We start from the raw sequence: 22,890 nt of genomic DNA, 5'->3' as shown, positions 1-22,890 counted from the left end.
AGCAAAATAAGGGGAGCGGTTGACCAGCTTCCTTCATCTGTAAGAGGAGGAAAGAAGATGAGTCGAATGTGGAGGATTCAAGATTGTTTGTTTGCCTTACATCAAATCAAGGGTATAGGCTGGCATACGATTGATACATGTATCAAACTGCTTGGGGGCGAGCAATTGCCTGCATGGCTTGATCGGCCAATTGCCGAGTGGATGGATGCAGGATTTAAGCCTGCTTTTGCACAGCGCCTTGCTGCAGGGTACACGACGGGTCATTTGCAAAAAAGCTTGGAGCTCACGTATAAATCAGGTATAGATTGGATTACGATGTATGATGAAAGCTACCCTGAATGCTTGAAGGAGATTCATGAGCCGCCTTGGGTATTATATGGTCGTGGAGATTGGTCTGTGGCAAAGCAATATTCCATAGCTATGGTCGGTACACGAAGCCCGACTGTCTATGGCAAGACAGTGGCAAAGTCTTTGTCTTCGCAATTGACGGATCATGGATTAGTCGTTGTAAGCGGGCTTGCACGTGGCATTGATGCTGTAAGCCATGAGGGAGCGCTGAATAAGGGGCAAACGATAGCCGTACTTGGTACGAGCTCTGGTGCCATTTATCCGGCTCAACATAATCATTTAGCAGATAAGATAGCAGCGTCTGGTTTGGTTCTAACAGAATACCCCATAGGAACTCCAGGGCATCCTGGTATGTTTCCACGACGCAACCGTATTATTGCTGGACTTAGTTTAGGGACGGTCGTTGTCGAAGCAGCTGCTAGAAGCGGCGCGCTTATTACAGCACAGTTTGCGTTAGAAGCTTCGCGAGATATATTTGCAGTACCTGGCCCTGTTACTTCTCCTAAATCGGCAGGGACGTTTGAACTGTTGAAGCAGGGGGCTAAACCTGTTGCTACAGCTGGGGATATTGTGGAAGAATACGTTCACCTGTTGACAAGCCAGCCTCAGTCATACAATAATGAAACGGTCGTAGATGTGAAAGCTAACGAATTGTTGGATGACATGGAGCAACTACTGCTCCACATCATAAATGAACAAGATTGTACACTTGATGAGCTATTTCAGAAGAGTGACATGCCATTTGCGAATTTACATCAGCATTTGTTATCCTTACAAATAAAAAGACGTATTTATGAACATCAGCCTGGAGTATATCGTTCGTTATGAATGATTATTCTAAAGGAATTATAGGATAGTATTGATTGGTTGTCGGAGAGGAGGATGCGCCTATGGCGGATTCACTAGTTATTGTAGAATCACCAACTAAGGCCAAATCCATTGGCAAGTACTTAGGAAGTAAATATATTGTTAAAGCATCGATGGGCCATGTGCGTGATCTGCCGAAGAGTCAGATTGGAGTAGAAGTAGATAATAACTTCAATCCTAAATATATTACGATTCGCGGCAAGGGTTCTGTTCTTAAGGAATTAAGAGATGCTCGGAAAAAAGTAAAAAAAGTTTATCTCGCGGCTGACCCCGATCGCGAAGGAGAAGCGATCGCATGGCATCTTGCTCATGTGTTGGAATTGGATGAAGCAGAGCCATGCCGAGTCGTCTTCAATGAGATAACGAAGCAAGCGGTGAAGGATGCGTTTAAGACACCGCGTCAAATTAATATGGACCTTGTGCATGCACAGCAAGCGAGACGTATCCTTGACCGTTTGGTGGGTTACAAGATTAGTCCATTGCTTTGGAAAAAGGTGAAAAAGGGGTTGTCTGCTGGACGTGTTCAATCCGTAGCGGTCAAGCTCATTATGGACCGTGAGAATGAAATTAACATGTTTGTTCCAGAAGAATACTGGACCATTACAGCAATGCTGAAGAGCGACAAGTCTCCTATAGAAGCGAAGTTCCACAGCATGGACGGAGTGAAGAAGGAGCTAGGCTCTCAAGCAGACGTATCCGCTATTATGGATGCGATAGGTAAGCAGTCGTTTGAAGTGAAAGAAGTGAAGGAGAAAGAACGCTTACGTCATCCTTCGCCACCTTTTACAACAAGCTCCGTGCAGCAGGAAGCGGCCCGCAAACTAAATTTCCGTGCTGGTAAGACGATGTCTGTAGCACAGCAATTATATGAAGGGGTCGACTTAGGCAAAGAAGGTACCGTTGGTCTTATTACGTATATGCGTACAGATTCCACGCGTGTTTCTCCTGTTGCTCAAGAAGAAGCGAGTATTTACTTAAATGAGAAGTTTGGAGCAGATTTCGTACCAGAAACACCACGTCAATATGCTAAGAAAGCTGCTAATGCACAGGATGCGCATGAGGCAATTCGTCCAACTTCTGTCCTTCGTGACCCTGAATCATTAAAGCCTTTCTTGTCTCGTGATCAACTTCGCTTGTATAAGCTCATTTGGGAACGGTTTGTAGCGAGCCAAATGACATCTGCAGTTATGGATACAATGACAGTGGACTTACTTGCTGGAGGAGCTTTATTCCGCGCAAATGGTTCCAAGGTTCGTTTCCCTGGCTTCATGAAGGTATACGTGGAAGGAAACGATGATGGTACGGTAGAAACCGATAAATTGCTTCCACCACTAACTGTAGGGGACAAATTGAAACAGGAAACCATCGAACCTAAGCAGCACTTTACACAGCCGCCGCCGCGATATACAGAGGCACGTATGATTAAGACGCTTGAAGAGTTGGGTATAGGCAGACCTAGTACATATTCGCCTACACTGGAGACGATTCAGAAACGCGGCTATGTTGCAATCGAGGAGAAAAAGTTTGTACCTACAGAACTTGGTGAGCTTGTCATTCAGCAAATGGAAGAGTTCTTCCCAGAAATTCTGGATGCAGAATTTACTGCACATATGGAAGAAGATCTCGATCAAGTAGAAGATGGCCAGCAGCAGTGGGATAAAGTACTCAGCAACTTCTATGAATCATTCGAGAAGCGATTGGAAGTCGCCGAAGAAGAAATGAAAGAAATAGAAATTGAAGATGAAGTTTCCGATGAAATATGTGAAAAATGTGGTAGAAACTTCGTATATAAAATTGGCAGATTCGGCAAGTTTCTTGCTTGTTCAGGGTTCCCTGATTGCCGTAACGCGAAGCCGATCGTTAAAGATACTGGAGTTGCATGCCCAACTTGCCACGAAGGTAAGCTTGTGGAGCGTCGAAGCAAGAAAGGACGTGTATTCTACGGCTGCGATCGTTATCCGGAATGTGACCATGTTATGTGGGATAAACCATCGGCGAAGCCTTGTCCAAGCTGTGGCAAGTTAATGGTTGAGAAGCGCTCCAAACAAGGTACGAAGCTGCAATGTACGCAGTGTGACCATAATGAAGTTTTACAAGAACCAGAAGAAGAATAGTTGAATCGTTACAGGTACAGTTTTGTAACAATGGAGAGGGGAACATCATAGATGGATAAGCCGAGAGTAACCGTCATTGGTGCCGGCTTAGCGGGCAGTGAAGCGGCATGGCAAATAGCACAGCAGGGGGTTCCTGTTACCTTATACGAGATGAGACCGGTACGTAAGACACCAGCTCATCATACCGATCAATTTGCAGAGCTTGTATGCTCGAATAGTTTGCGTGCAAATGGATTGACGAATGCAGTAGGCGTTATTAAAGAAGAAATGCGTATGATGAATTCTCTAATACTCCAAGCTGCTGATAAGCATGCTGTTCCAGCTGGTGGAGCCTTAGCGGTAGACCGTGACGGCTTCTCTGGTGAAATTACAGAGACATTAAAAAATCACCCGCTAATTGAAGTTCGTAACGAAGAAATGGAGTCTATTCCAATGGATGGGATTACAGTCATTGCGACAGGTCCATTGACTTCTCCGGCTTTGTCACAGCAAATTAAAGATTTGATGGGTGAAGAATACTTCTATTTCTATGATGCAGCTGCGCCAATTATCGATAAAGACAGTATCGATATGGACAAAGTATATCTTGCATCTCGTTATGATAAGGGCGAGGCAGCCTATTTGAACTGTCCGATGACAGAAGAGGAATTCAATGCGTTCTATGAGGCGCTGATTACGGCTGAGAAGGCAGAGCTGAAAGAGTTCGAAAAGGAAATTTACTTTGAAGGCTGTATGCCAATTGAAGTTATGATGAAACGCGGGAAACAAACAGCTTTGTTTGGTCCTATGAAGCCAGTAGGGCTTCCTGATCCGAAGACTGGAAAAATTCCATTTGCAGTTATTCAACTTCGTCAAGATAATGCAGCAGGTACGTTGTACAATATGGTTGGTTTCCAAACTCATTTGAAGTGGGGAGAGCAGAAGCGTGTATTCCGTATGATTCCAGGTCTCGAGAATGCTGAAATTATACGCTATGGCGTTATGCATCGTAACACGTTCATTAATTCTCCAAAATTGTTGGAGCCGACTTATCAATTCAAGGGACGTCCGTCGTTGTTCTTTGCAGGGCAGATGACAGGCGTTGAAGGCTATGTAGAGTCCGCAGCATCAGGTATGATTGCAGGCTTGAATGCTGCTCGAGTAGCTCTAGGAAAAGAGTGTGTAACATTACCGAAAGAGTCTGCTTTAGGAAGTATGGCACAGTATATTACGACTGCAGATTCAAAGCATTTCCAGCCTATGAATGCAAACTTTGGTTTGTTCCCTGCACTTGAAACACGTATTCGCAACAAAAAAGACAAAAATGACGCGCTTGCACAACGAGCGTTGGAATCGATTCGTCTCTTTAAAGAAGAGCTTGAAACGATTCATTCTTCATAACGTATATAGAGACAGCAGGATATCCTGCTGTTTCTTTTCGATATTCCCACACGAAAGGTGGTTCATCCAATGGAAATGCAGTTTCATGCGACAACAATATGTGCAGTGAGGCATAATGGGCAAGGTGCCATTGCAGGTGATGGACAGGTAACATTTGGCAATAGTATGGTCATGAAGCAGCATGCTCGCAAAGTGCGCCGACTATATCGAGGCCAAGTATTGGCAGGTTTCGCAGGTTCGGTTGCGGATGCAATCACTTTGTTCGAGAAGTTCGAAGGGAAGCTGGAAGAGCATCATGGTCACTTACAGCGTGCCGCTGTTGAACTTGCTAAGGATTGGCGACAAGATCGAGTGCTTCGCAAGCTGGAGGCGTTAATGATCGTTATGGATAAACAACATATGCTGCTTATTTCAGGCGGTGGAGAGATTATAGAACCGGATGATGGCATTGTTGCGATTGGTTCTGGGGGAAGCTTTGCCTTGTCAGCAGCTCGTGCATTGAAGCGACATGCTGTTGACATGACAGCAAAAGAAATGGCTGAAGCAGCTCTTCATATTGCGAGTGAAATATGCGTATATACCAATGATAACCTTGTTGTAGAAGAATGCTAAAACAGTAATTGCAGAAATGGAGGATAAATGATGAGTGAGCAGGCATGGACACCAAGACAGATTGTGAACGAACTTGATAAATATATTGTTGGTCAAAAAAATGCAAAGCGTTCCGTTGCTATTGCATTACGCAATCGCTATCGTAGAAGTTTGCTGGATGAAAACATTCAAGATGAAATCGTACCAAAAAATATTTTGATGATCGGTCCTACCGGCGTTGGTAAGACAGAGATAGCGCGCCGCCTAGCTAAGCTTGTGAAGGCTCCTTTTGTCAAAGTGGAAGCTACGAAGTTTACTGAGGTAGGTTATGTTGGACGCGATGTGGAGTCTATGGTTCGCGATCTAATCGAGACAGCTATACGTATGGTCAAAAATGAACGCACAGAGAAGGTTAAAGAGAAAGCAGAAGAGCAGGCAAATGAGCGATTAGTTGAAATTCTTGTTCCCTCTGCGGCTCAATCTTCTCAACAGCGAAATCCATTCGAGATGTTATTTGGTCAAAATAGTGGCTCAGCGAACAAGTCGGAGCCGGAAGCTGACCCTACATTGGATGAACGACGTCGTAAAACACGCTTTGAATTGCTGTCAGGCAAATTGGAACAAGATGTAGTAGAAATTGATGTGGAAGAGGCAGCGCCTAATATGTTGGATATGTTCTCCGGCCCGGGACAGGAACAAATGGGCATGAACATGCAGGAGATGTTAGGAAGCTTACTGCCGAAGCGGACGAAGAAGCGGAAGTTGGCGATTAGAGAAGCTCGCAAAGTACTCACGCAAGAGGAAGCAGCTAAATTGATCGATATGGATGATGTGATTCAAGAATCGGTTCGTCGTGCGGAACAATCGGGAATTATTTTCATCGATGAAATTGACAAGATTGCATCCAGTAGTCGTGGAAATGGGCCTGATGTATCGCGTGAAGGGGTTCAACGCGATATTTTACCAATCGTTGAAGGTTCAACGATTATGACGAAATATGGTCCTGTTAAAACGGATTATATTTTGTTTATGGCTGCAGGAGCGTTTCATATTGCGAAGCCCTCTGACTTGATCCCAGAGCTGCAAGGTCGTTTTCCAATTCGGGTAGAGTTGACTAGCTTGTCTAGTGATGATTTTGTGTCTATTCTCACAGAACCCAAAAATTCACTGACAAAGCAGTATATGGAACTATTGAGAACAGAGAAACTTGATCTTGAATTTTCTTCAGATGCGATTCGAGAAATAGCTAATATTGCCTATTCCGTCAATCAGAACATGGAGAATATCGGTGCTAGAAGATTGCATACAATTATGGAAAAATTACTGGAAGATTTATCTTTCGAAGCTCCAGAATTAAACTTAGGAGAATTTGTAATTACTCCAGAATATGTACGAGAAAAGCTTACTGATATTTCAAAAGATCGCGATTTAAGTCAATACATTCTTTAGGAGTGAAATTTTGTATCCGAGTGTTGGTAATTTCCCAAAAATTGTCCTATCTTTCGTGTGAAAGATAGGGCTTTTTTCATATTGTCATTTTCGACAAATTTTAAGATGATTAAGTTGTTTCGATATATGAACGAATGTAATAATATGAAAAACATGCTCGAATGATGAAAGATTTTAAAATGTTACAGGTAACACTGTCTCATTTTTTTATTTTTTTGTCGAAACTTTGCAGGATAATAGCAAGACATGTAGAACTACGATAAACAAGGAAAATGTGTAGAATGCGAGGTTAAGTGCATGAATTTAATGGGAGGTTCACACGTTCAGCGCTTAGAAGGTGCTATACAGGCCTCAGTATTGAGACAAAACGTTATTGCGAACAACATTGCTAATGCTGACACCCCTCACTTTAAGCGTTCCGAGGTTCAATTTGAATCGTTGCTTCGTGACCAGCTCAGCAGCAACAAGCTTAGAGGTAGACGAACTCATGAGAAGCATATGTACATTGGTCCTAGATCCGGGGTACCTCAAGCATCACTCATCCAGGACAAGCAAAGCGTAATGGGGAACAACAAGAACAATGTGGACATGGAACATGAGATGACAGTACAAGCTGAGAATCAGCTTCGTTATTATACTTATGTTCAGCAGCTGAACCATCATATCAACATGATGAAGACAGCTATTGATGCAAGGAGGTAATAAATAATGATAGGCAGTAGTTTTCAAATCAGTGCTTCAGGTCTAACTGCCCAACGATTGCGAATGGATGTTATTTCTGCTAACATTGCCAACGCCGAATCGACTCGTGCTCAATATGTAAACGGACAGTTCGTACCATACCGTCGTAAAATGGTTGCGATGTCACCAACAGAGCCGACCTTTCAACAATCATTGAACGCAGCTATGAATGGACAATCTACTCCTCGTGGCGTAAAAGTCACTCAAATTAAAGCAGATGAAACTCCATTTAAGCGAGTCTATCAGCCAACACATCCTGATGCAGATGCACAAGGTTACGTATCCTTGCCGAATGTTGATATTGCAAAAGAAATGGTAGATATGATCTCTGCTACACGCTCCTATGAGGCTAATGTCACGGCCCTGAATGCTTCCAAGTCAATGATAATGAAAGCACTAGAGATCGGTAGAGGCTAATATGCAACAAGCTATAATTGACTAGGAGGTCCACCATGATTCATAATTCGATTTCACCTGTGCAAACAGGTTCAATCTCAGGGATGAGTAATGTAATTAAACCTACATCTCCAGCTGAGGTTACAGAATCCTTCAACTCATTCCTTACAGAAGCAATTACAAAATTAGAGCAACAAGAACAACAAGTACATAATGTAAATGACAAGTTCCTAATAGGTGAGGCCAGTGTTGATCAGGTCATGATTACCTCGGAACGTGCGCTTCTCAGCTTGCAATTAACAACTCAAGTTCGCAACAAGGTGATAGAAGCGTATCAAGAGATCATGCGCATTCAACTGTAATGTCGTGATGTCTTACACAGTATTGGTGGGGTGACGAGGTGTGAATGAAAAAATTGGCCAGTATCGGGAACGTGTTACCCAGTACTGGAATCAGTACAGTAAGAAGCAGAAGCTGCTTCTAGGATCAACATTTATCATTTTACTTTTGACTATTGGAATTGTTACATATCAGTTATCTAAGACAGAATATTCACTAGCTTTTAAAGATTTGAATGCTAGTGACGCTGCAGGAATTATCGAATACTTAAACACCAACAGCATCCCATATCAACTAAGCCCTGATGGGGCCTCTATCTCAGTCCCAGCAGCTATGGCAGCAAAAGCAAAGGTTGATGTTGGCGCACAAGGTATCGTCCAGAATGGTTCCCTCGGTTTTGATTCCTTCGCTCCAGACGGAATGATGGGCGGCATGACCGATAACGTGTTCGATGTTCGTTACAAAGATGCACTAAACGGCGAAGTAGAGCGTTTGCTAGGACAGATGGAAGGTGTCCAAAGTGCGCAAGTATTGATTAACTTGCCTCAAGAAACCGTATTTATGGAAGCAGAAAAGCCGCAAGCTTCTGCATCAATTGTATTGCAATTCAAACCAGGCTTTGTGCCAGATCAAAAAGTGATAGACGGATACTTCAATCTAGTAAGTACAGCCGTACCGAACTTAGAGATCGACAATATAAGCATGATGACAGGGAACAGCCCCTTGCATGCATCAAGCTCGAGTAATGGTGTCAATGGTTCATTCCTTGGAACAGTTGATGATCAACTGGCCGTACAGCGTAGATATGAACGTGAGCTAAGTGAAAAGGTTCGCATGTTCCTAGCTAGCTTTGTAGGTCCAGACAAAGTTAACGTCCTTATCTCTTCCAATCTAAACTTCGATATTCAGACAGAAGAACATAACGAAGTTAAGCCTGTTGACGAAGAGAACATGAAAGGTATCGAAATTAGCGTCGAAGAGCTGCAAGAATCATTTAACGGCAGCGGTGCTGGTGAAGGTGGAGTTGCAGGTGTTGGCGATGGTGAAGTTCCAAATTATCCAGGCGACACTAACAGCGGTCAAACGCAATCCGAAAAATCGCAGCGTACTGTAAACTATGAAGTAACGCGTATTAAGAAAGCGATACAATCTAGTCCATATGCTGTAACAGATTTAACCATTCATGCAGCAGTTGAATCTGAGATTAGTGATGAACAACGAACTTCTATTGAAAAAGTTCTTAAGTCTATCGTTGCTGCTCAGCTTCAGACAACAGCTACTAAAAATAACATCACTATTACAGACGCCATGTTGCAAGAAAAAGTTTCTGTCATTGCAGAAAATGCGACTAATGTAGCGGTAACTGCTGAGTCTGGAATCCCGACATGGGTATGGTATGGGGCTGGAGTCCTCCTATTGTTGCTTGTAGGCGGCGGAATTGCCTTTGCTGTAATGCGCAAGCGGAAACGTCAAGAAGAGGAATATGAACTCGACGATGTGCAATTTATTCCGACAAATATCGAGCTTCCTTCCATCGATTTGGAACATGTTACAAGTGAGCACCAAGTGCGCAAGCAGTTGGAAGCTCTAGCTAAGAAAAAGCCAGAAGAGTTTGTGAACTTGCTACGAACTTGGCTACTAGATGATTCGAGGTGAGCAGATAATGGCTAGAGGTTCAGTTAGTTTGACAGGTAGACAAAAAGCAGCAATTCTGCTCATATCGTTAGGGCCAGAAGTGTCAGCACAAATTTTCAAGCATTTACGCGACGAAGAGATCGAGCAATTGACATTGGAAATTGCGAATGTACGCAAAGTAGATACACCTGAGAAAGAGCAGGTTTTAAGTGAGTTTCATCAGATCTGCTTAGCTCAAGAATATATTTCTCAAGGCGGTATTAATTATGCGAGAGAGATTTTGGAGAAAGCATTAGGCTCCTCTAAAGCTATTGATATAATTAATCGCTTGACAGCAACATTGCAGGTGAGACCATTTGACTTTGCTCGCAAGGCAGATGCGCTTCAAATTTTGAACTTTATTCAGAATGAAAGTGCTCAAACGATTGCATTGGTATTGTCTTATTTACAAACCGAGCAATCTTCTCAGATTCTGTCTTCGTTAGCTCCAGAGAAACAGGCTGATGTAGCACGTCGTATTGCCTTGATGGATAGCACTACACCTGAAGTAATCAGTCAAGTTGAGTCTGTTTTGGAACAGAAGTTGTCAGCGACAGTCACGCAGGATTACACAAGTGCAGGAGGCATCGAGTCGATTGTAAACATTTTGAACGGTGTAGACCGTGGTACAGAACGTACTATCTTGGATTCACTTGAAATTCAAGATCCTGAACTTGCAGAAGAAATTAAGAAACGGATGTTTGTATTCGAAGATATCGTTAATATCGACAATCGTTCGATTCAACGTATTATCCGTGATCTCGATAACGGTGATCTACAACTTGCTCTTAAAGTGGCAAGCGAAGATGTACGCAATGCTGTATTCCGTAATATGTCGAAGCGTATGGCGGATACATTCAGAGAAGAAATGGAGTTTATGGGCCCAGTGAGGCTGCGTGACGTTGAGGAAGCTCAGACTCGTATCGTGGCAATCATTCGTCGCCTAGAGGAATCTGGAGAGATCATTATCGCACGTGGCGGAGGAGACGATATCATTGTCTAACGTGATCAAACCTTCTCACTATGTACCTGTAGAACAATTGCGTCTGCTTGAAGCAGTGCGCAAACATCAGCAGCTGCAGCAAGAAGAAACTGCGGCTGCTAAAACAGAAGAAGAATGGGATGCAGAGCGATTGTTGGCGCAAGATGAGCAGTTGGATCACTTGCGTCGCACGATACTGGATGATGCGCAAACGTTGGCAGAGGATCAAGTGCGTCATGCGAACGCTGAGGCTGAACAATTGATAGAACAAGGTCAAGCGCAGATCGAAACATGGTGGAACGAACGTCGCAGTGAAGATGATGCTTTACGTGATGAAATTCGAACAGAAGCACAATCCACAGGATATGCCGAGGGTTATGAACGGGCTGAGGCTGCTGTAGAAGAAGTATATGCCAGCAAGGTTTCAGAATCAGCAGCAATTCTTGAGCAAGCCTATCAGCTTAAGGAACAGATCATTCAAGAAGCCGAGCCGTTTGTTGTGTCACTCAGTTGTATCATCGCAGAGAAAATAATGAATGAACAAGTTGCTATTGAACCAGAGCGCATTGTTAATATGATTCGTACGCAATTATTGCGTAAGCGCGAATCTGGAACAATTACATTATGTGTCTCTGCAGAGCATTTCAACATGCTCCATGCAGCAAGAGAAGAGCTGAGTCTATCGATAGACTCACAAGCGGAATTGCAAATTATACCAGATGCGACGGTCAAAGATCACGGCTGTGTGATCCGCTCAGCACTTGGTAGCATTGATGCGAAAATTGATACGCAGCTAGCGGAGATAAAGAAAGCACTCTTGCAAGTTGCGCATCAACAAGAGGAGAGAAGCGATAATGACATCTAATACCCATTATCGTTGGAATGTTGAGAAGTATAAGGAACGCTTAGAACATGTTGATTCTGTTCGCGTCAACGGAAAAGTTACTCAAGTTATTGGCTTGACTGTTGAATCGGAGGGACCAGATGCAAGTATCGGAGAGGTGTGCTATATCTATCCGAGCAAAGGCAGAAACCCTTTAAAGGCTGAAGTTGTAGGATTCCGTGATAATAAAGTTCTTTTGATGCCATTAGGTGAACTAGACGATATTGGTCCTGGCTGTGACGTTGTAGGTACGGGTAAGCCATTAACGGTTCAGGTTGGCTCTGAGCTGCTTGGTAAAGTGCTTAATGGGCTAGGAGAACCTTTGGATGGCTCGTACTTACCAACCAGAATGAAACCATATTCTACTTCTAACAGCCCAGCTAATCCATTGAAGCGATTACGCGTTGAAGAACCTATCGGTGTAGGCGTAAAAGCGATTGATGGTTTGCTGACAATTGGCAATGGTCAGCGTGTCGGTATATTTGCCGGATCAGGTGTCGGGAAAAGTACGCTTTTAGGCATGATAGCTCGTAATACAGCAGCGGATGTAAACGTCATAGCCTTAATAGGTGAACGTGGACGAGAAGTGTTGGAGTTTATTGAACGTGATCTTGGACCTGAAGGTCTCGCGCGATCAGTCGTTATCGTTGCTACTTCCGATCAACCGGCACTAGTACGGATTAAGGGAGCGGTCATTGCAACGACGATTGCGGAGTATTTCCGGGACAGAGGTATGAATGTCATGTTGATGATGGACTCGGTGACTCGATATGCGATGGCTATGCGTGAAGTTGGACTTGCAATAGGTGAGCCACCAGCGACGCGAGGTTACACTCCTTCTGTGTTTGCTAATTTGCCGAAACTGTTGGAACGAAGTGGTACAGGAACACATGGTTCCATTACTGCCTTTTATACCGTTCTCGTCGATGGTGATGATATGAACGAACCAATAGCCGATGCTGTACGAGGCATATTAGATGGACATATTGTACTGAATCGAAGTATTGCTCATAAAGGACATTTCCCGGCTATCGATGTGCTTGCAAGCGTAAGTCGAGTTATGAAAGATATCGTGAGCGAAGAACATCAACTGGCAGCCGAGCAGTTAAAACGTCTGTTGGCCGTATATCGCGAATCGGAAGATTTGATTAATATCGGGGCATATCAACACGGTTCGAACCCAACTATTGACGAAGCGATTGCTTCCATTGAAGCGATAAATGATTTTACGAAACAGCGTATACACGAGCACCCTGATTATGAGGAAACGATTGAGCGATTGAAGATGCAATTCACAAGGAGTGAGTAATAGGTGAAGGGTTTCCAGTATCCTTTTCAAAAGGTACTCGATCTAAAGACAAACACGAAGAAGCAGGCGGAATGGATGTTGTCGCAAGCACTTGGTGAGCTTCAGGCAGAAGAAGATTCATTGTCTCGTGTTAAGAAAGAACGTCATGATGCGACTATTACTTTGCAGGAGCTGGTAAACGCATGTGCACCTGTTCATGAGCTTCAAATGTGGCAGCATCACATTTTATTTTTAGATGATAAGCTGATCGTTCAATATCAACGTGTCAAGCAGGCGGAAGGCGTCGTATCCACGAAACAAAGTGCCTTGCACCAATGCATGTCCGATGAAAAATTATGGGTTAAAGCTCGTGAAAAAGCAGAACAGCAATTTAAGTTTCAAGTGTCGTTGGCCGAGCAAAATGAACTCGACGAAATGGCTACGGTACGATATTTTATGGCTTCTCGTTAATGTAAAGATTACATAACATCTATACCCGCCGCACAAGCAGGAGGGATAACTATGGCGCAAGAGATGTATGAAGAAAAGACGTCTTATTCAGGATTTGAACGCTTTTTGTTTATCATTACACCGATCGTATTCACGGTTATATTACTAGGTGTATTGCTGACGCTGTTCAATGTAGATTGGCGCAACAATATTTTAAATTGGGCAGAGGACATACCTGTTATCAATAAGCTTCTGCCTGAATCGGACAAGAAGGAATCGGCTGGAGGAGCAGACAGCAATAAGGATGAAGAGAAAGATGCTGCTTCATCAGAGCCCTCAGCAGAAGAGCAAATTGCTGATTTGAAGGAGCTGCTCGCTTCCAAGGATAAGGATTTGCGAGTTTTGGCTGACAAACGCCAAGCACTTGAATCGGAAGTTAAAGACTTGAAGAAACAAGTTGATACGTTGAATCAAGAGAAAACAAGCTCAGACAAAGATAGTTATACGAAGCAAATTAAAGAACTTGCTTCCATGTATGGGAAGATGATGCCGAGCAAGGCGGCTCCAATTATGGAGAATTGGGCGCCTGAAGAGGTAAGTCTCATTATGAATGAGATGAAAGAAGAGCAGCGTGTGAAGATTTTGGAGAAAATGAAACCCCAAACAGCTGCTGAAGTAAGCATGATGCTTAAGGAAAGCAAGTCTTCTGAAAATCAGCAGATTGCGGCGTTGCAAGCAAGATTGAAGAAACAGCAAGTGCAAGAAAAGTCCCACACAGGTCTTGATAAAGCAGAGCTATCTAAAACATTTGCTAGCATGACTCCACAAAGCGGTGCCGAAGTGCTGCTAGAAACAGCGAAGGTTAGTCCGACTAAGGCGCTGGCCGTATTGAATACGGTGGATGATAACGTACGTTCTAAGCTGTTAGATGCTATGACTAAGATCGACAAAGAAGCGACAGCTAAGCTTGTTGCTAAGCTGCTTCCTAATCAGTAGAAATATGTTGATTGTGGATAAACGGTAATCGGAAGATGAGCGTGGGAGTCATTAAGAAGGGAGGTGAACAATGATGACAATGAACGTATCAAGTGTTTCTGCAACAAGCGCAGCTTCTTCTGTGGCTGGAAATAACGCTACTTCTACGAGTGGGACGACAGCAGTTGATGGAGCGGCATTTAGCAGCTCGCTTGCACAATTGATGAATGGCTCTTCGACAGCTGCTTCTCAAACAGGGCTTGCTTACCCTCTGCCATTGTTAGCGGATGCTTCTTTAGTAGAAGGTAACGAGCAACTGGCTCTAATCGAACAATTGCTCGTTCAATTAGAGGGTGCCCTTAAAGAGGTGGAGCAACAGATTGAACAGGATCCAGCCTTGCTTGATGCATTACAGCAATGGATTGTGCAAGCTCAAAATTTATTAGCACAACAAGATGGCAATTCATTATCTGCTGAACAGCAAGCAGCGATTCAAGCGTTAATGAATCAGCCGCAGACGGTAAGTATTGTTGCACTTGATCAATTCGAACAATTTGCACAACACGCACGTGTGATGACGAATCAAGCAGCTGGTGAAATGGCAGCTGTAAAGGTAGATGATATGCTTCAGCATTTGAAACAACTCGGTGAGGTGCTAATGAAGCATCAGCAATCGAATCCGACAGCAATCGCAAATTTGCTGGCTCAAGTAACAGAAACGAACACAGCTGGGGCTGAGACATTGCGTCAATCGCTTACTGCTAAAGCTCACCAAGAGCAGAGCATTGGTAAGAGCGGTGAAATGATGGCGACAGCAATGAGCAATGAAGGATCAGAAGTGCCGACCCAACATATGACAGTGAGCCAGTTTGCTCTTCGAGCAGAAGGGATGACTTCAGCTAAACCGATACCGCAAGTACCGATTCAGCAATTTGCTCACAACATGGGCGAGATGTTAATCAAGCAAATGTCTATTCGTCACTTTAACGGTACTTCAGAAGCAAAGATTCGACTGTATCCTGAGCATTTGGGACAAGTGGATATTAAGATTACGATGCAGAATGGTCAATTGATAGCTCAGTTCTTTACAGAACATGCTGGAGCAAAAGAAATGATTGATCAACAATTGTCTTCTTTACGTGGTGCGCTGCAAGCTTCTGGTATCCAAGTAGATAAACTAGAAGTAAGCCAGCATTCAACTGCTGAAGCTTCCGCAATGGCATCTTCGATGTTCCAAGGCGATCGTCAATCTCATTCGAGTAAAGAGCAGCATTCTTCTAACCGCTCTTCTTCTAAGGCGGATAGCGTAGAGTTGGATGCGAATAATGTCGAAGGAATGGAGTCGGAAGAACAAGTGCATCGTACATCTTCCAGCTTATCTGGTTCTTCCTTTGAAGCAAGTGCCTAAAAACGACATTTCTGGACCTACAAGCGGTAAGGAGGTGTACAAATGACGAGTGTCAATGCAGGTGTAAACAATCATTTAATGTGGCCTAACTATCATCAAGATAATTTGAAGCTTGCTAAACCCTATGATGGCAATCAATTGGGCAAAGATGACTTCTTGAAAATATTGATGACGCAGTTGCAGAATCAGGACCCAACGCAGCCTTTGCAAGATAAAGAATTTATTGCGCAAATGGCACAGTTCACATCGGTAGAGCAGTTGACATCTATCAATCAGCAACTGAGCGCGTTGCAGCAATCGTTCGGCATGTCTTCGAACCTAATCGGCAAGCAGATTACTTGGACATCTGGAGGGGAAATGGGTACAGATGGTCAACCGGGTGAAACGACGCTGAAATCAGGAGTTGTTGATTCTATCATCGTTCGTAATGGCTTGACCTATGCGAAGGTTGGAGAAGTAGAAGTTGATATGACGGTGATTACGGAGATTCGAAATGCAAGTGATGGAAGTGCTAGTAATCCATCAGCATCCAATGCCGATAAGGAAACGGATGTGAGCGCATGAGAATGAATATCCCAATTGGGGTGATTGGACAATCAGCCCCAATTCATCAAGCAGTTAAAGCGCCAACAAAGGCGGCTTCCTTACAGGGGAATGCTACCTTTCAACAAATGTTGGACCGCGAAATTTCACGCGCGGGAGAGCTTCGCTTTAGTCATCATGCAGAGCAGCGTATGAAAGAGCGTGGGTTGAAATTGACGCCTGAGTTGATGGACAAGCTGAACAAAGCCATAGTCGAAGTAGAGGCCAAAGGATCAAGACAATCCCTGCTCCTTGCTGATAATGCGGCTTTTATTGTTAATGTACCTTCTCGAACGGTAATTACAGCTCTAGCGGATCCTTACAAACAAGGCCATGTATTTACTGCGATTGATAGTACCGTATTTATTTAAATCATGTTGGGCCGGACCATTTGGGGGCCTTTTGTCTGCTGACCGACTGAGGCGGACACAAACGCAAGTTCAATTAAGGAGGATACAACGATGATTCGTTCTATGTATTCAGGTGTATCGGGTATGCGAGGTTTCCAAACGAAACTCGATGTCATTGGTAACAATATTTCCAATGTAAATACAGCAGGTTTCAAAAAAGGTCGCGTTATGTTTAAAGATATTATGAGCCAAACGATGTCTGGTGTTACTGCTCCAGGTGACGGTCGAGGCGGAGTAAACGCGATGCAGGTAGGTCTTGGTGTATCTATCGCTGCTATCGATACAGTTCACACTGGTGGTAGTGCACAAACAACGAACCGCCCGCTCGATCTTCGCATTGATGGTGATGGATTTTTTGCTGTTAAATTGAATGAAGATCAAGAAGCACCGTTTCTGACACGCGCTGGTGACTTCCATATGGATGCTGAGCGTCAATTGGTCACTGCTGACGGGCTTCTCGTATCCAGCATGGACGGTGGAATTATCCAAATTCCAGAAGACGTAACTAATTTTACAATTTCCCAAACAGGGCAAATTATAGCTAAAATGGAAGATGGAACTACAGAGGCGCTTGATGTGCAAATCGGTATGGTTAAAGTGGTTAACCCAGAAGGTCTGGAAAAGCTGGGTGGTAATCTATATCGTGTAACACCGAATGCTGCAATCGATGGTGAAATTGAGATCGTAGCTGCTGGTGATCTTGCTGCAGGAACAGGTGCAATCATTTCTGGTCAGTTGGAAATGTCCAACGTTGATTTAACAGAAGAGTTCACAGAGATGATCGTTGCTCAGCGTGGTTTCCAAGCCAACTCACGTATCATTACGACTTCTGATGAAGTGCTTCAAGAAGTAGTTAACCTCAAACGTTAATCATTGATGGTTCAATATTGATGTAAGTTTTACCTCGGTCGTCCATCATGGGCGACCGAGCAAACAGAGGCGAGGAGGAGAGATTCGGGCATGATTAAAGTAACCAAGCTAAACGGTTCGACGGTGTGGATTAATGCCTTACATATCGAAGCAGTTGAAGAAACGCCGGACACGTACATAACCCTTTTTAGCGGCAAGAAAATTATTGTCTTAGAAAAAGCTCCTGAAGTCATTCGTCTTATCTCTGAGTATGTTCAATCAGTCGGCGCAATTGCTGGCACGATCAAGCTGCAGTCAACGGAGGGACAGTCATGAAACGAATGTTGCCATGGATGGTTACAATGCTTCTAGCGATTACGTTGGTAGCACTCGTAATAATAATGGTCATCAACTCTATGAATGGGAATTCAGAAGTAAATAATGAATCGTCAGCGGTAGTAAGGTTATCAGCAGATGAAATTGTTGAAATGACATCTGAACTGAAAGACATTAAGACAAACCTTGCTGGCCGAGATACGGTAGTAGCGATTGACTTTGCTTTCCAGTTAGATTCAAAGAAGACAAAAGAAGAATTTGAGAAGATTAAAGAGCTTATTATTAAGCCAGAAGTATTGAAAACATTAGCTGATACGAAACCAGAGGATTTAGAGGGCACTAAAGGGAAAGACCAGTTGTCTGCTAAATTGCTGGATCTAATTAATAAGAAGATTCCTGAAGGAAAAGTAATTCAAGTAGACATTACGAACTTCATCATGCAACGTATCTAGCACTAGCATTAAGCATCAATGATAGATTGATGCGGCTGATTCCTGTAAGGGGGTGAAACGATTGGTTGACGTTTTATCGCAGAATGAGATCGACGCTCTTCTAGCGGCACTATCTTCCGGTGAAATGGATGCGGAAGAACTTAAAAAGGAAGAAACGCAACGCAAGATCCGTTCTTACGATTTCAAGCGGGCCGTTCGTTTTTCAAAAGATCACATAAGGACGTTAACACGTATCCACGAAAATTTTGCAAGGTATTTAACGACGTATTTTTCAGCACAGCTGCGGACATTTGTTCAAATCAATGTCGTGCAGGTTGAACAGCTTCCTTATGATGAGTTTATCCGCTCCATTCCGAAAATGACAATTTTGAACATTTTCGAGGCTGAGCCTCTCAAAGGACGAATGGTGCTTGAAGTGAATCCGAACGTTGCCTTGGCGATGTTGGATCGCCTATTAGGTGGCGCTGGCATCGCTCCAAGTAAAATCCAAGGTTTGACTGAGATCGAGACTACAGTTTTGGAGCGGGTGTTCAGTCGAGCTTTTGATAGTCTTCATGAGGCATGGAAGACCGTATTGGATATTCGTCCGCGCTTGGAAAGCTTGGAGACTAATCCACAGTTCATGCAAATTGTTTCTCCTAATGAAACGATCGCATTGATTTCTCTAAGCACCAAAATCGGTGATACGACAGGTATGATCAATCTATGTATACCACATGTGGTCATTGAACCGATTATGCCGAAATTATCTGTCCATCACTGGTTCGTATCTGAGAAAAAGATGAGCGAACCCATCGAAGTCGAAAAGCTTCGTCAGCGTGTTACAAAAGCTGAGCTGCCAATTGTCACTGAGCTAGGGCAGTCTCAAATAACAGTTAATGAGCTGATGCAGCTGACTATTGGTGATGTCCTGCCACTTCAGAAGAAAGTGAATGAAGGGCTGGGAGTGTACGTTGGGGAGCGCCTGAAATATATCGCTACACCAGGTAACGTAAAGGATCGTTTGGCGGTTCAAATCGTTGATGTAATAGAGGGGGAAGTGGAAGAGGATGACGAGTAAAGAATATTTGTCACAGGAAGAAATCGACGCTCTATTGAACAAGAGTGATGACCAGTCGTCAGCGAATCCGGATCCTATAGTTAATGACTATTTAACGGATTTAGAAATCGACGCTCTAGGTGAAATTGGAAACATCACGTTCGGCAGTGCTGCCACTGCCCTATCAACCCTGCTTGGTCGTAAAGTTGATATTACAACTCCTCGCCTGAAGCTGATAGAGAAAGAGAACTTGGAACAAGAGTTCCCAAGGCCGCATGTAGCTGTGCATGTACACTATGTAGATGGATTTGAAGGTATTAATTCACTCGTTATTAAGACGTCAGACGCTCAAGTAATCGCTGATTTGATGCTTGGCGGAGACGGGAAAAATGTTGCGGATGAATTGAATGAAATTCATATTAGTGCTGTTCAAGAAGCGATGAATCAAATGATGGGTTCTTCTGCTACATCGATGTCCACGATCTTTAACCGACTTGTTAATATTTCGCCTCCAGGCATTGGTATTTTGAATGCTGAAAGTGGAGAAGGCATTGACATTTTGCCGCCAGAAAATATGTTGATTAAAGTGTCGTTCCGACTTATGATTGGTGACTTGATTGACTCTACCATTATGCAAATATTAACAATTCCGTTTGCGAAAGAAATGGTAGCGCGTTTGTTGAATACGGCAGAGGTAGATGTACCAATGGTAGAGGAGCAACCGGCTCCACAAGCACAAGACTATTCAACGTCTGCACCTTCGGCGGATTTTGGTATGGGTTCTGCGGTAACGCCGCCAATGCAGCCGAATGGAGGGGGATATGCAATGAATCAAATGTCTTATCCAACAGCTCCAAATCAGCAAATGCATATGCAGCAGCCAATGAATATGCCTATGGGTCAAGTCCCGCAAGGTAATCCTTATGGAGCACCAGGATCATTTGGAATGGCTCCGACTCGTCAAGTAAATGTGCAGCCTGTGCAATTCGCGGATCTGCAAGCAGCACCTTATCAAATGGGTGATGATTCCAACTTGAATTTATTGTTGGACATCCCATTGCGAGTCACAGTAGAATTAGGTAGGACACACAAACAAATCAAAGATATTTTAGAGCTCTCTCAAGGTTCGATTATTGAACTGGACAAGTTGGCAGGGGAGCCTGTTGACATTTTGGTCAACAACAAATTAATTGCCAAAGGGGAAGTCGTAGTAATCGACGAGAACTTTGGTGTGCGGGTAACAGATATTATTAATCAATGGGACCGCATTCAGAAACTTCAATAATAAAGATAAGTTAGGGAGGAAACCCAACGATGGCTAACCGTATTTTAATCGTGGACGATGCTGCTTTTATGAGAATGATGATTCGAGATATTTTAACCAAGAATGGTTATGATGTCGTAGGAGAAGCCGCAGACGGTGCTCAAGCGATTGAAAAATATAAAGAGCATAAGCCTGATCTCATCACTATGGACATTACGATGCCAGAGATGGACGGCATTACAGCACTTAAAGAAATCCGCAAGATGGATCCAAGTGCAAAAGTTATTATGTGTTCTGCAATGGGACAACAAGCTATGGTTATCGATGCAATTCAAGCGGGAGCTAAAGATTTCATCGTGAAGCCGTTCCAAGCAGACCGTGTAATTGAAGCTATTAAGAAAACGTTAAGCTAAACCTATGTTTCTACAAGCGCAACCACCTGTTACACCCGATTTCGGAACTCATACGTCTAGTGTATTGACTGTACTGATGTCATTAGGATTGATCATTGTACTTATCGTTCTATTTATAAAAATACTTAGTCGAAAAAGCCGTATGTGGCAGATGAATCAGAATATTCGTACATTAGGCGGAACGGGTTTGGGACAGAACAAATCGTTGCAAATCGTAGAAGTTGGGGGCGTCATTTATGTGCTTGGCGTTGGGGATGACATCACCGTTATTGACAAGATTAGCGATGAGGAGCAAGTAGCAGTTTGGCTTGCTTCCTTCCAACAACAACATGCACCGTCAGGTGTAAGCCTGCCTCCTACACTTGTGGAGTGGTGGAATAAGCGTCGTGGCAACACGTCGGCTTCTCATTCAAATGCATTGAACCAGGAGAATGAGTCGACGACCACCACTTTTCACGAGATGTTTCAATCGAAACTGGAGCAGCTTCCTGACCGTGATGCTCGTATGAAACGATTGTTGCAAGACGATACCAATGAAGATCGGTAGATGGACCCATGAAAAAGAAATACTTGTTGGCTTTGATGGCAGCAGCAGCATTATTCGCTCTATCAGCTTCCGTGGGCTCCGCGGCTCCTATATTGCCAGATATTGATATCAAGGTTGGAGGCGGAGAAGGACAACCAGGTATGACCTCATTGTCCCTCGTTCTGCTGATTACGATATTAAGCTTGGCTCCTGCCATTTTGATTCTGATGACTTCGTTTACACGAATCGTCATTGTGCTTGGATTCGTAAGAACATCTCTTGGTACCCAGCAGATGCCTCCGAACCAAGTGTTGATCGGACTGGCTCTATTTATGACTTTGTTTGTGATGTCTCCTACACTTGGTGAAATAAACCAAGCCGCTCTTCAGCCGTACTTTAAGGGCGAACTGAATCAGAATCAAGCCTTGACCAAAGCGTCTGAACCGATGAAGAAATTCATGTTCAAGCAAACGCGTGAGAAGGACTTGCTCTTATTCATGAAATATACGAAAACGGAGAAGCCGAAGACGTATCAAGACATTCCGCTCACCGTACTCGTACCAGCTTATGCAATAAGTGAATTAAAGACTGCATTTCAAATGGGCTTTATGATATTTATCCCATTCCTTGTCATTGATATGATTGTATCTAGTACGCTGATGGCGATGGGGATGATGATGTTGCCGCCGGTAATGATATCTTTACCTTTCAAAATACTGTTGTTCATACTTGTTGATGGCTGGCACTTAGTTGTGAAGTCGCTACTTATTAGCTTTAATACGTGACAATCTGTCACGTATTAACAAGCGGAGTATAGGACGAATGTATGGCAATAAGAAAAGGAAAGGGAGAGTATCATGAGTGCAGAGTTTATAATCGGTCTAGCGGGGCAATCGGTGCTGGCTGTACTAAAGGTCAGCGCTCCGATGCTCATTGTAGCGCTCGTCGTAGGATTAATTATTAGTATTTTTCAAGCAACAACACAAATTCAAGAGCAAACTCTTGCATTTGTACCAAAGATTGTTGCTGTATTTATTGTTATCCTCATCTTCGGGCCGTGGCTATTAACAACAATGGTTGATTTTACGTATTCTATTTTAAATAATTTGCATCAATATATTGGTTAGGCTGTGG

Annotated in this window: 26 protein-coding genes; all 26 read left to right on the top strand. The window is 43.5% G+C overall.

What is annotated here, in order from left to right:
- Positions 1 to 57: 57 nt before the first annotated feature.
- The 26 genes from dprA (at position 58) to fliQ (ending at position 22,883) form a co-directional block, all read left to right on the top strand.
- Positions 58 to 1,176 (top strand): DNA-processing protein DprA, encoded by a 1,119-nt coding sequence (gene dprA, locus FPZ44_RS13565; protein ID WP_261378323.1) that lies wholly within the window; start codon positions 58 to 60, stop codon positions 1,174 to 1,176.
- A gap of 62 nt (positions 1,177 to 1,238) precedes the next feature.
- A complete protein-coding gene (gene topA, locus FPZ44_RS13560) occupies positions 1,239 to 3,329 on the top strand; it encodes a type I DNA topoisomerase (RefSeq protein WP_144991002.1) in 2,091 nt (696 codons plus the stop codon).
- Between the two features lie 51 nt (positions 3,330 to 3,380).
- Positions 3,381 to 4,709: an FADH(2)-oxidizing methylenetetrahydrofolate--tRNA-(uracil(54)-C(5))-methyltransferase TrmFO gene (gene trmFO / locus FPZ44_RS13555; RefSeq protein WP_144991000.1), complete on the top strand. Its 1,329-nt coding sequence runs from the start codon at positions 3,381 to 3,383 to the stop codon at positions 4,707 to 4,709.
- Positions 4,710 to 4,778: 69 nt separating this feature from the next.
- Positions 4,779 to 5,321, top strand: a complete 543-nt coding sequence (gene hslV, locus FPZ44_RS13550; protein ID WP_028595585.1) for an ATP-dependent protease subunit HslV — start codon at positions 4,779 to 4,781, stop codon at positions 5,319 to 5,321.
- A gap of 30 nt (positions 5,322 to 5,351) precedes the next feature.
- A complete protein-coding gene (gene hslU, locus FPZ44_RS13545) occupies positions 5,352 to 6,749 on the top strand; it encodes an ATP-dependent protease ATPase subunit HslU (protein ID WP_144991844.1) in 1,398 nt (465 codons plus the stop codon).
- Between the two features lie 297 nt (positions 6,750 to 7,046).
- Positions 7,047 to 7,451: a flagellar basal body rod protein FlgB gene (gene flgB / locus FPZ44_RS13540; protein WP_144990998.1), complete on the top strand. Its 405-nt coding sequence runs from the start codon at positions 7,047 to 7,049 to the stop codon at positions 7,449 to 7,451.
- 3 nt (positions 7,452 to 7,454) lie between these two features.
- The gene (flgC, locus tag FPZ44_RS13535; protein WP_144990996.1) at positions 7,455 to 7,907 is read left to right on the top strand and encodes a flagellar basal body rod protein FlgC; all 453 of its coding nucleotides are present in this window, start codon (positions 7,455 to 7,457) and stop codon (positions 7,905 to 7,907) included.
- A 35-nt stretch (positions 7,908 to 7,942) separates the two neighbouring features.
- A complete protein-coding gene (gene fliE, locus FPZ44_RS13530) occupies positions 7,943 to 8,248 on the top strand; it encodes a flagellar hook-basal body complex protein FliE (RefSeq protein ID WP_144990994.1) in 306 nt (101 codons plus the stop codon).
- A 40-nt stretch (positions 8,249 to 8,288) separates the two neighbouring features.
- Positions 8,289 to 9,881: a flagellar basal-body MS-ring/collar protein FliF gene (fliF, locus tag FPZ44_RS13525; protein ID WP_144990992.1), complete on the top strand. Its 1,593-nt coding sequence runs from the start codon at positions 8,289 to 8,291 to the stop codon at positions 9,879 to 9,881.
- Positions 9,882 to 9,888: 7 nt separating this feature from the next.
- Positions 9,889 to 10,902, top strand: a complete 1,014-nt coding sequence (gene fliG / locus FPZ44_RS13520) for a flagellar motor switch protein FliG (protein ID WP_144990990.1) — start codon at positions 9,889 to 9,891, stop codon at positions 10,900 to 10,902.
- On the top strand, positions 10,895 to 11,746 hold the full coding sequence (locus FPZ44_RS13515) for a FliH/SctL family protein (RefSeq protein WP_144990988.1): 852 nt from the start codon (positions 10,895 to 10,897) through the stop codon (positions 11,744 to 11,746). Before fliG ends, FPZ44_RS13515 begins: the two co-directional genes overlap by 8 nt.
- Positions 11,736 to 13,073 carry a flagellar protein export ATPase FliI gene (fliI, locus tag FPZ44_RS13510; RefSeq protein WP_144990986.1) on the top strand — a complete coding sequence of 446 codons (1,338 nt, stop codon included), beginning with the start codon at positions 11,736 to 11,738 and terminating at the stop codon, positions 13,071 to 13,073. The genes FPZ44_RS13515 and fliI overlap by 11 nt, the downstream gene beginning before the upstream one ends.
- 3 nt (positions 13,074 to 13,076) lie before the next feature.
- Positions 13,077 to 13,523, top strand: a complete 447-nt coding sequence (gene fliJ / locus FPZ44_RS13505; RefSeq protein WP_144990984.1) for a flagellar export protein FliJ — start codon at positions 13,077 to 13,079, stop codon at positions 13,521 to 13,523.
- A gap of 51 nt (positions 13,524 to 13,574) precedes the next feature.
- Positions 13,575 to 14,498 (top strand): MotE family protein, encoded by a 924-nt coding sequence (locus FPZ44_RS13500; protein WP_144990982.1) that lies wholly within the window; start codon positions 13,575 to 13,577, stop codon positions 14,496 to 14,498.
- A 70-nt stretch (positions 14,499 to 14,568) separates the two neighbouring features.
- The gene (locus FPZ44_RS13495; RefSeq protein WP_144990980.1) at positions 14,569 to 15,885 is read left to right on the top strand and encodes a flagellar hook-length control protein FliK; all 1,317 of its coding nucleotides are present in this window, start codon (positions 14,569 to 14,571) and stop codon (positions 15,883 to 15,885) included.
- Between the two features lie 42 nt (positions 15,886 to 15,927).
- Complete coding sequence (locus FPZ44_RS13490) at positions 15,928 to 16,449, top strand: flagellar hook capping FlgD N-terminal domain-containing protein (RefSeq protein ID WP_261378322.1); 522 nt, start codon at positions 15,928 to 15,930, stop codon at positions 16,447 to 16,449.
- Positions 16,446 to 16,838, top strand: coding sequence for a TIGR02530 family flagellar biosynthesis protein (locus FPZ44_RS13485; protein WP_261378321.1), 393 nt, complete (start codon positions 16,446 to 16,448; stop codon positions 16,836 to 16,838). The genes FPZ44_RS13490 and FPZ44_RS13485 overlap by 4 nt, the downstream gene beginning before the upstream one ends.
- 90 nt (positions 16,839 to 16,928) lie before the next feature.
- The gene (gene flgG / locus FPZ44_RS13480; protein WP_144990978.1) at positions 16,929 to 17,747 is read left to right on the top strand and encodes a flagellar basal body rod protein FlgG; all 819 of its coding nucleotides are present in this window, start codon (positions 16,929 to 16,931) and stop codon (positions 17,745 to 17,747) included.
- 90 nt (positions 17,748 to 17,837) lie between these two features.
- The gene (locus tag FPZ44_RS13475) at positions 17,838 to 18,062 is read left to right on the top strand and encodes a flagellar FlbD family protein (RefSeq protein ID WP_144990976.1); all 225 of its coding nucleotides are present in this window, start codon (positions 17,838 to 17,840) and stop codon (positions 18,060 to 18,062) included.
- Entirely contained in the window at positions 18,059 to 18,514 is a 456-nt protein-coding gene (locus tag FPZ44_RS13470) for a flagellar basal body-associated FliL family protein (RefSeq protein WP_144990974.1), read from the top strand. Before FPZ44_RS13475 ends, FPZ44_RS13470 begins: the two co-directional genes overlap by 4 nt.
- A gap of 61 nt (positions 18,515 to 18,575) precedes the next feature.
- A complete protein-coding gene (fliM, locus tag FPZ44_RS13465) occupies positions 18,576 to 19,574 on the top strand; it encodes a flagellar motor switch protein FliM (RefSeq protein ID WP_144990972.1) in 999 nt (332 codons plus the stop codon).
- On the top strand, positions 19,564 to 20,838 hold the full coding sequence (fliY, locus tag FPZ44_RS13460) for a flagellar motor switch phosphatase FliY (protein ID WP_144990970.1): 1,275 nt from the start codon (positions 19,564 to 19,566) through the stop codon (positions 20,836 to 20,838). The genes fliM and fliY overlap by 11 nt, the downstream gene beginning before the upstream one ends.
- Before the next feature lie 29 nt (positions 20,839 to 20,867).
- Entirely contained in the window at positions 20,868 to 21,230 is a 363-nt protein-coding gene (locus FPZ44_RS13455) for a response regulator (RefSeq protein WP_028595567.1), read from the top strand.
- Positions 21,231 to 21,234: 4 nt separating this feature from the next.
- The gene (locus tag FPZ44_RS13450) at positions 21,235 to 21,777 is read left to right on the top strand and encodes a flagellar biosynthetic protein FliO (RefSeq protein WP_144990968.1); all 543 of its coding nucleotides are present in this window, start codon (positions 21,235 to 21,237) and stop codon (positions 21,775 to 21,777) included.
- Positions 21,778 to 21,785: 8 nt separating this feature from the next.
- Entirely contained in the window at positions 21,786 to 22,541 is a 756-nt protein-coding gene (gene fliP, locus FPZ44_RS13445) for a flagellar type III secretion system pore protein FliP (protein ID WP_144990966.1), read from the top strand.
- Positions 22,542 to 22,613: 72 nt separating this feature from the next.
- Positions 22,614 to 22,883, top strand: a complete 270-nt coding sequence (fliQ, locus tag FPZ44_RS13440) for a flagellar biosynthesis protein FliQ (RefSeq protein WP_144990964.1) — start codon at positions 22,614 to 22,616, stop codon at positions 22,881 to 22,883.
- Positions 22,884 to 22,890 lie beyond the last annotated feature (7 nt).

This window comes from Paenibacillus agilis, assembly GCF_007786455.1.
Taxonomy (GTDB): domain Bacteria; phylum Bacillota; class Bacilli; order Paenibacillales; family Paenibacillaceae; genus Paenibacillus_B; species Paenibacillus_B agilis.
This window is presented reverse-complemented; position numbering and strand designations above follow the sequence as displayed.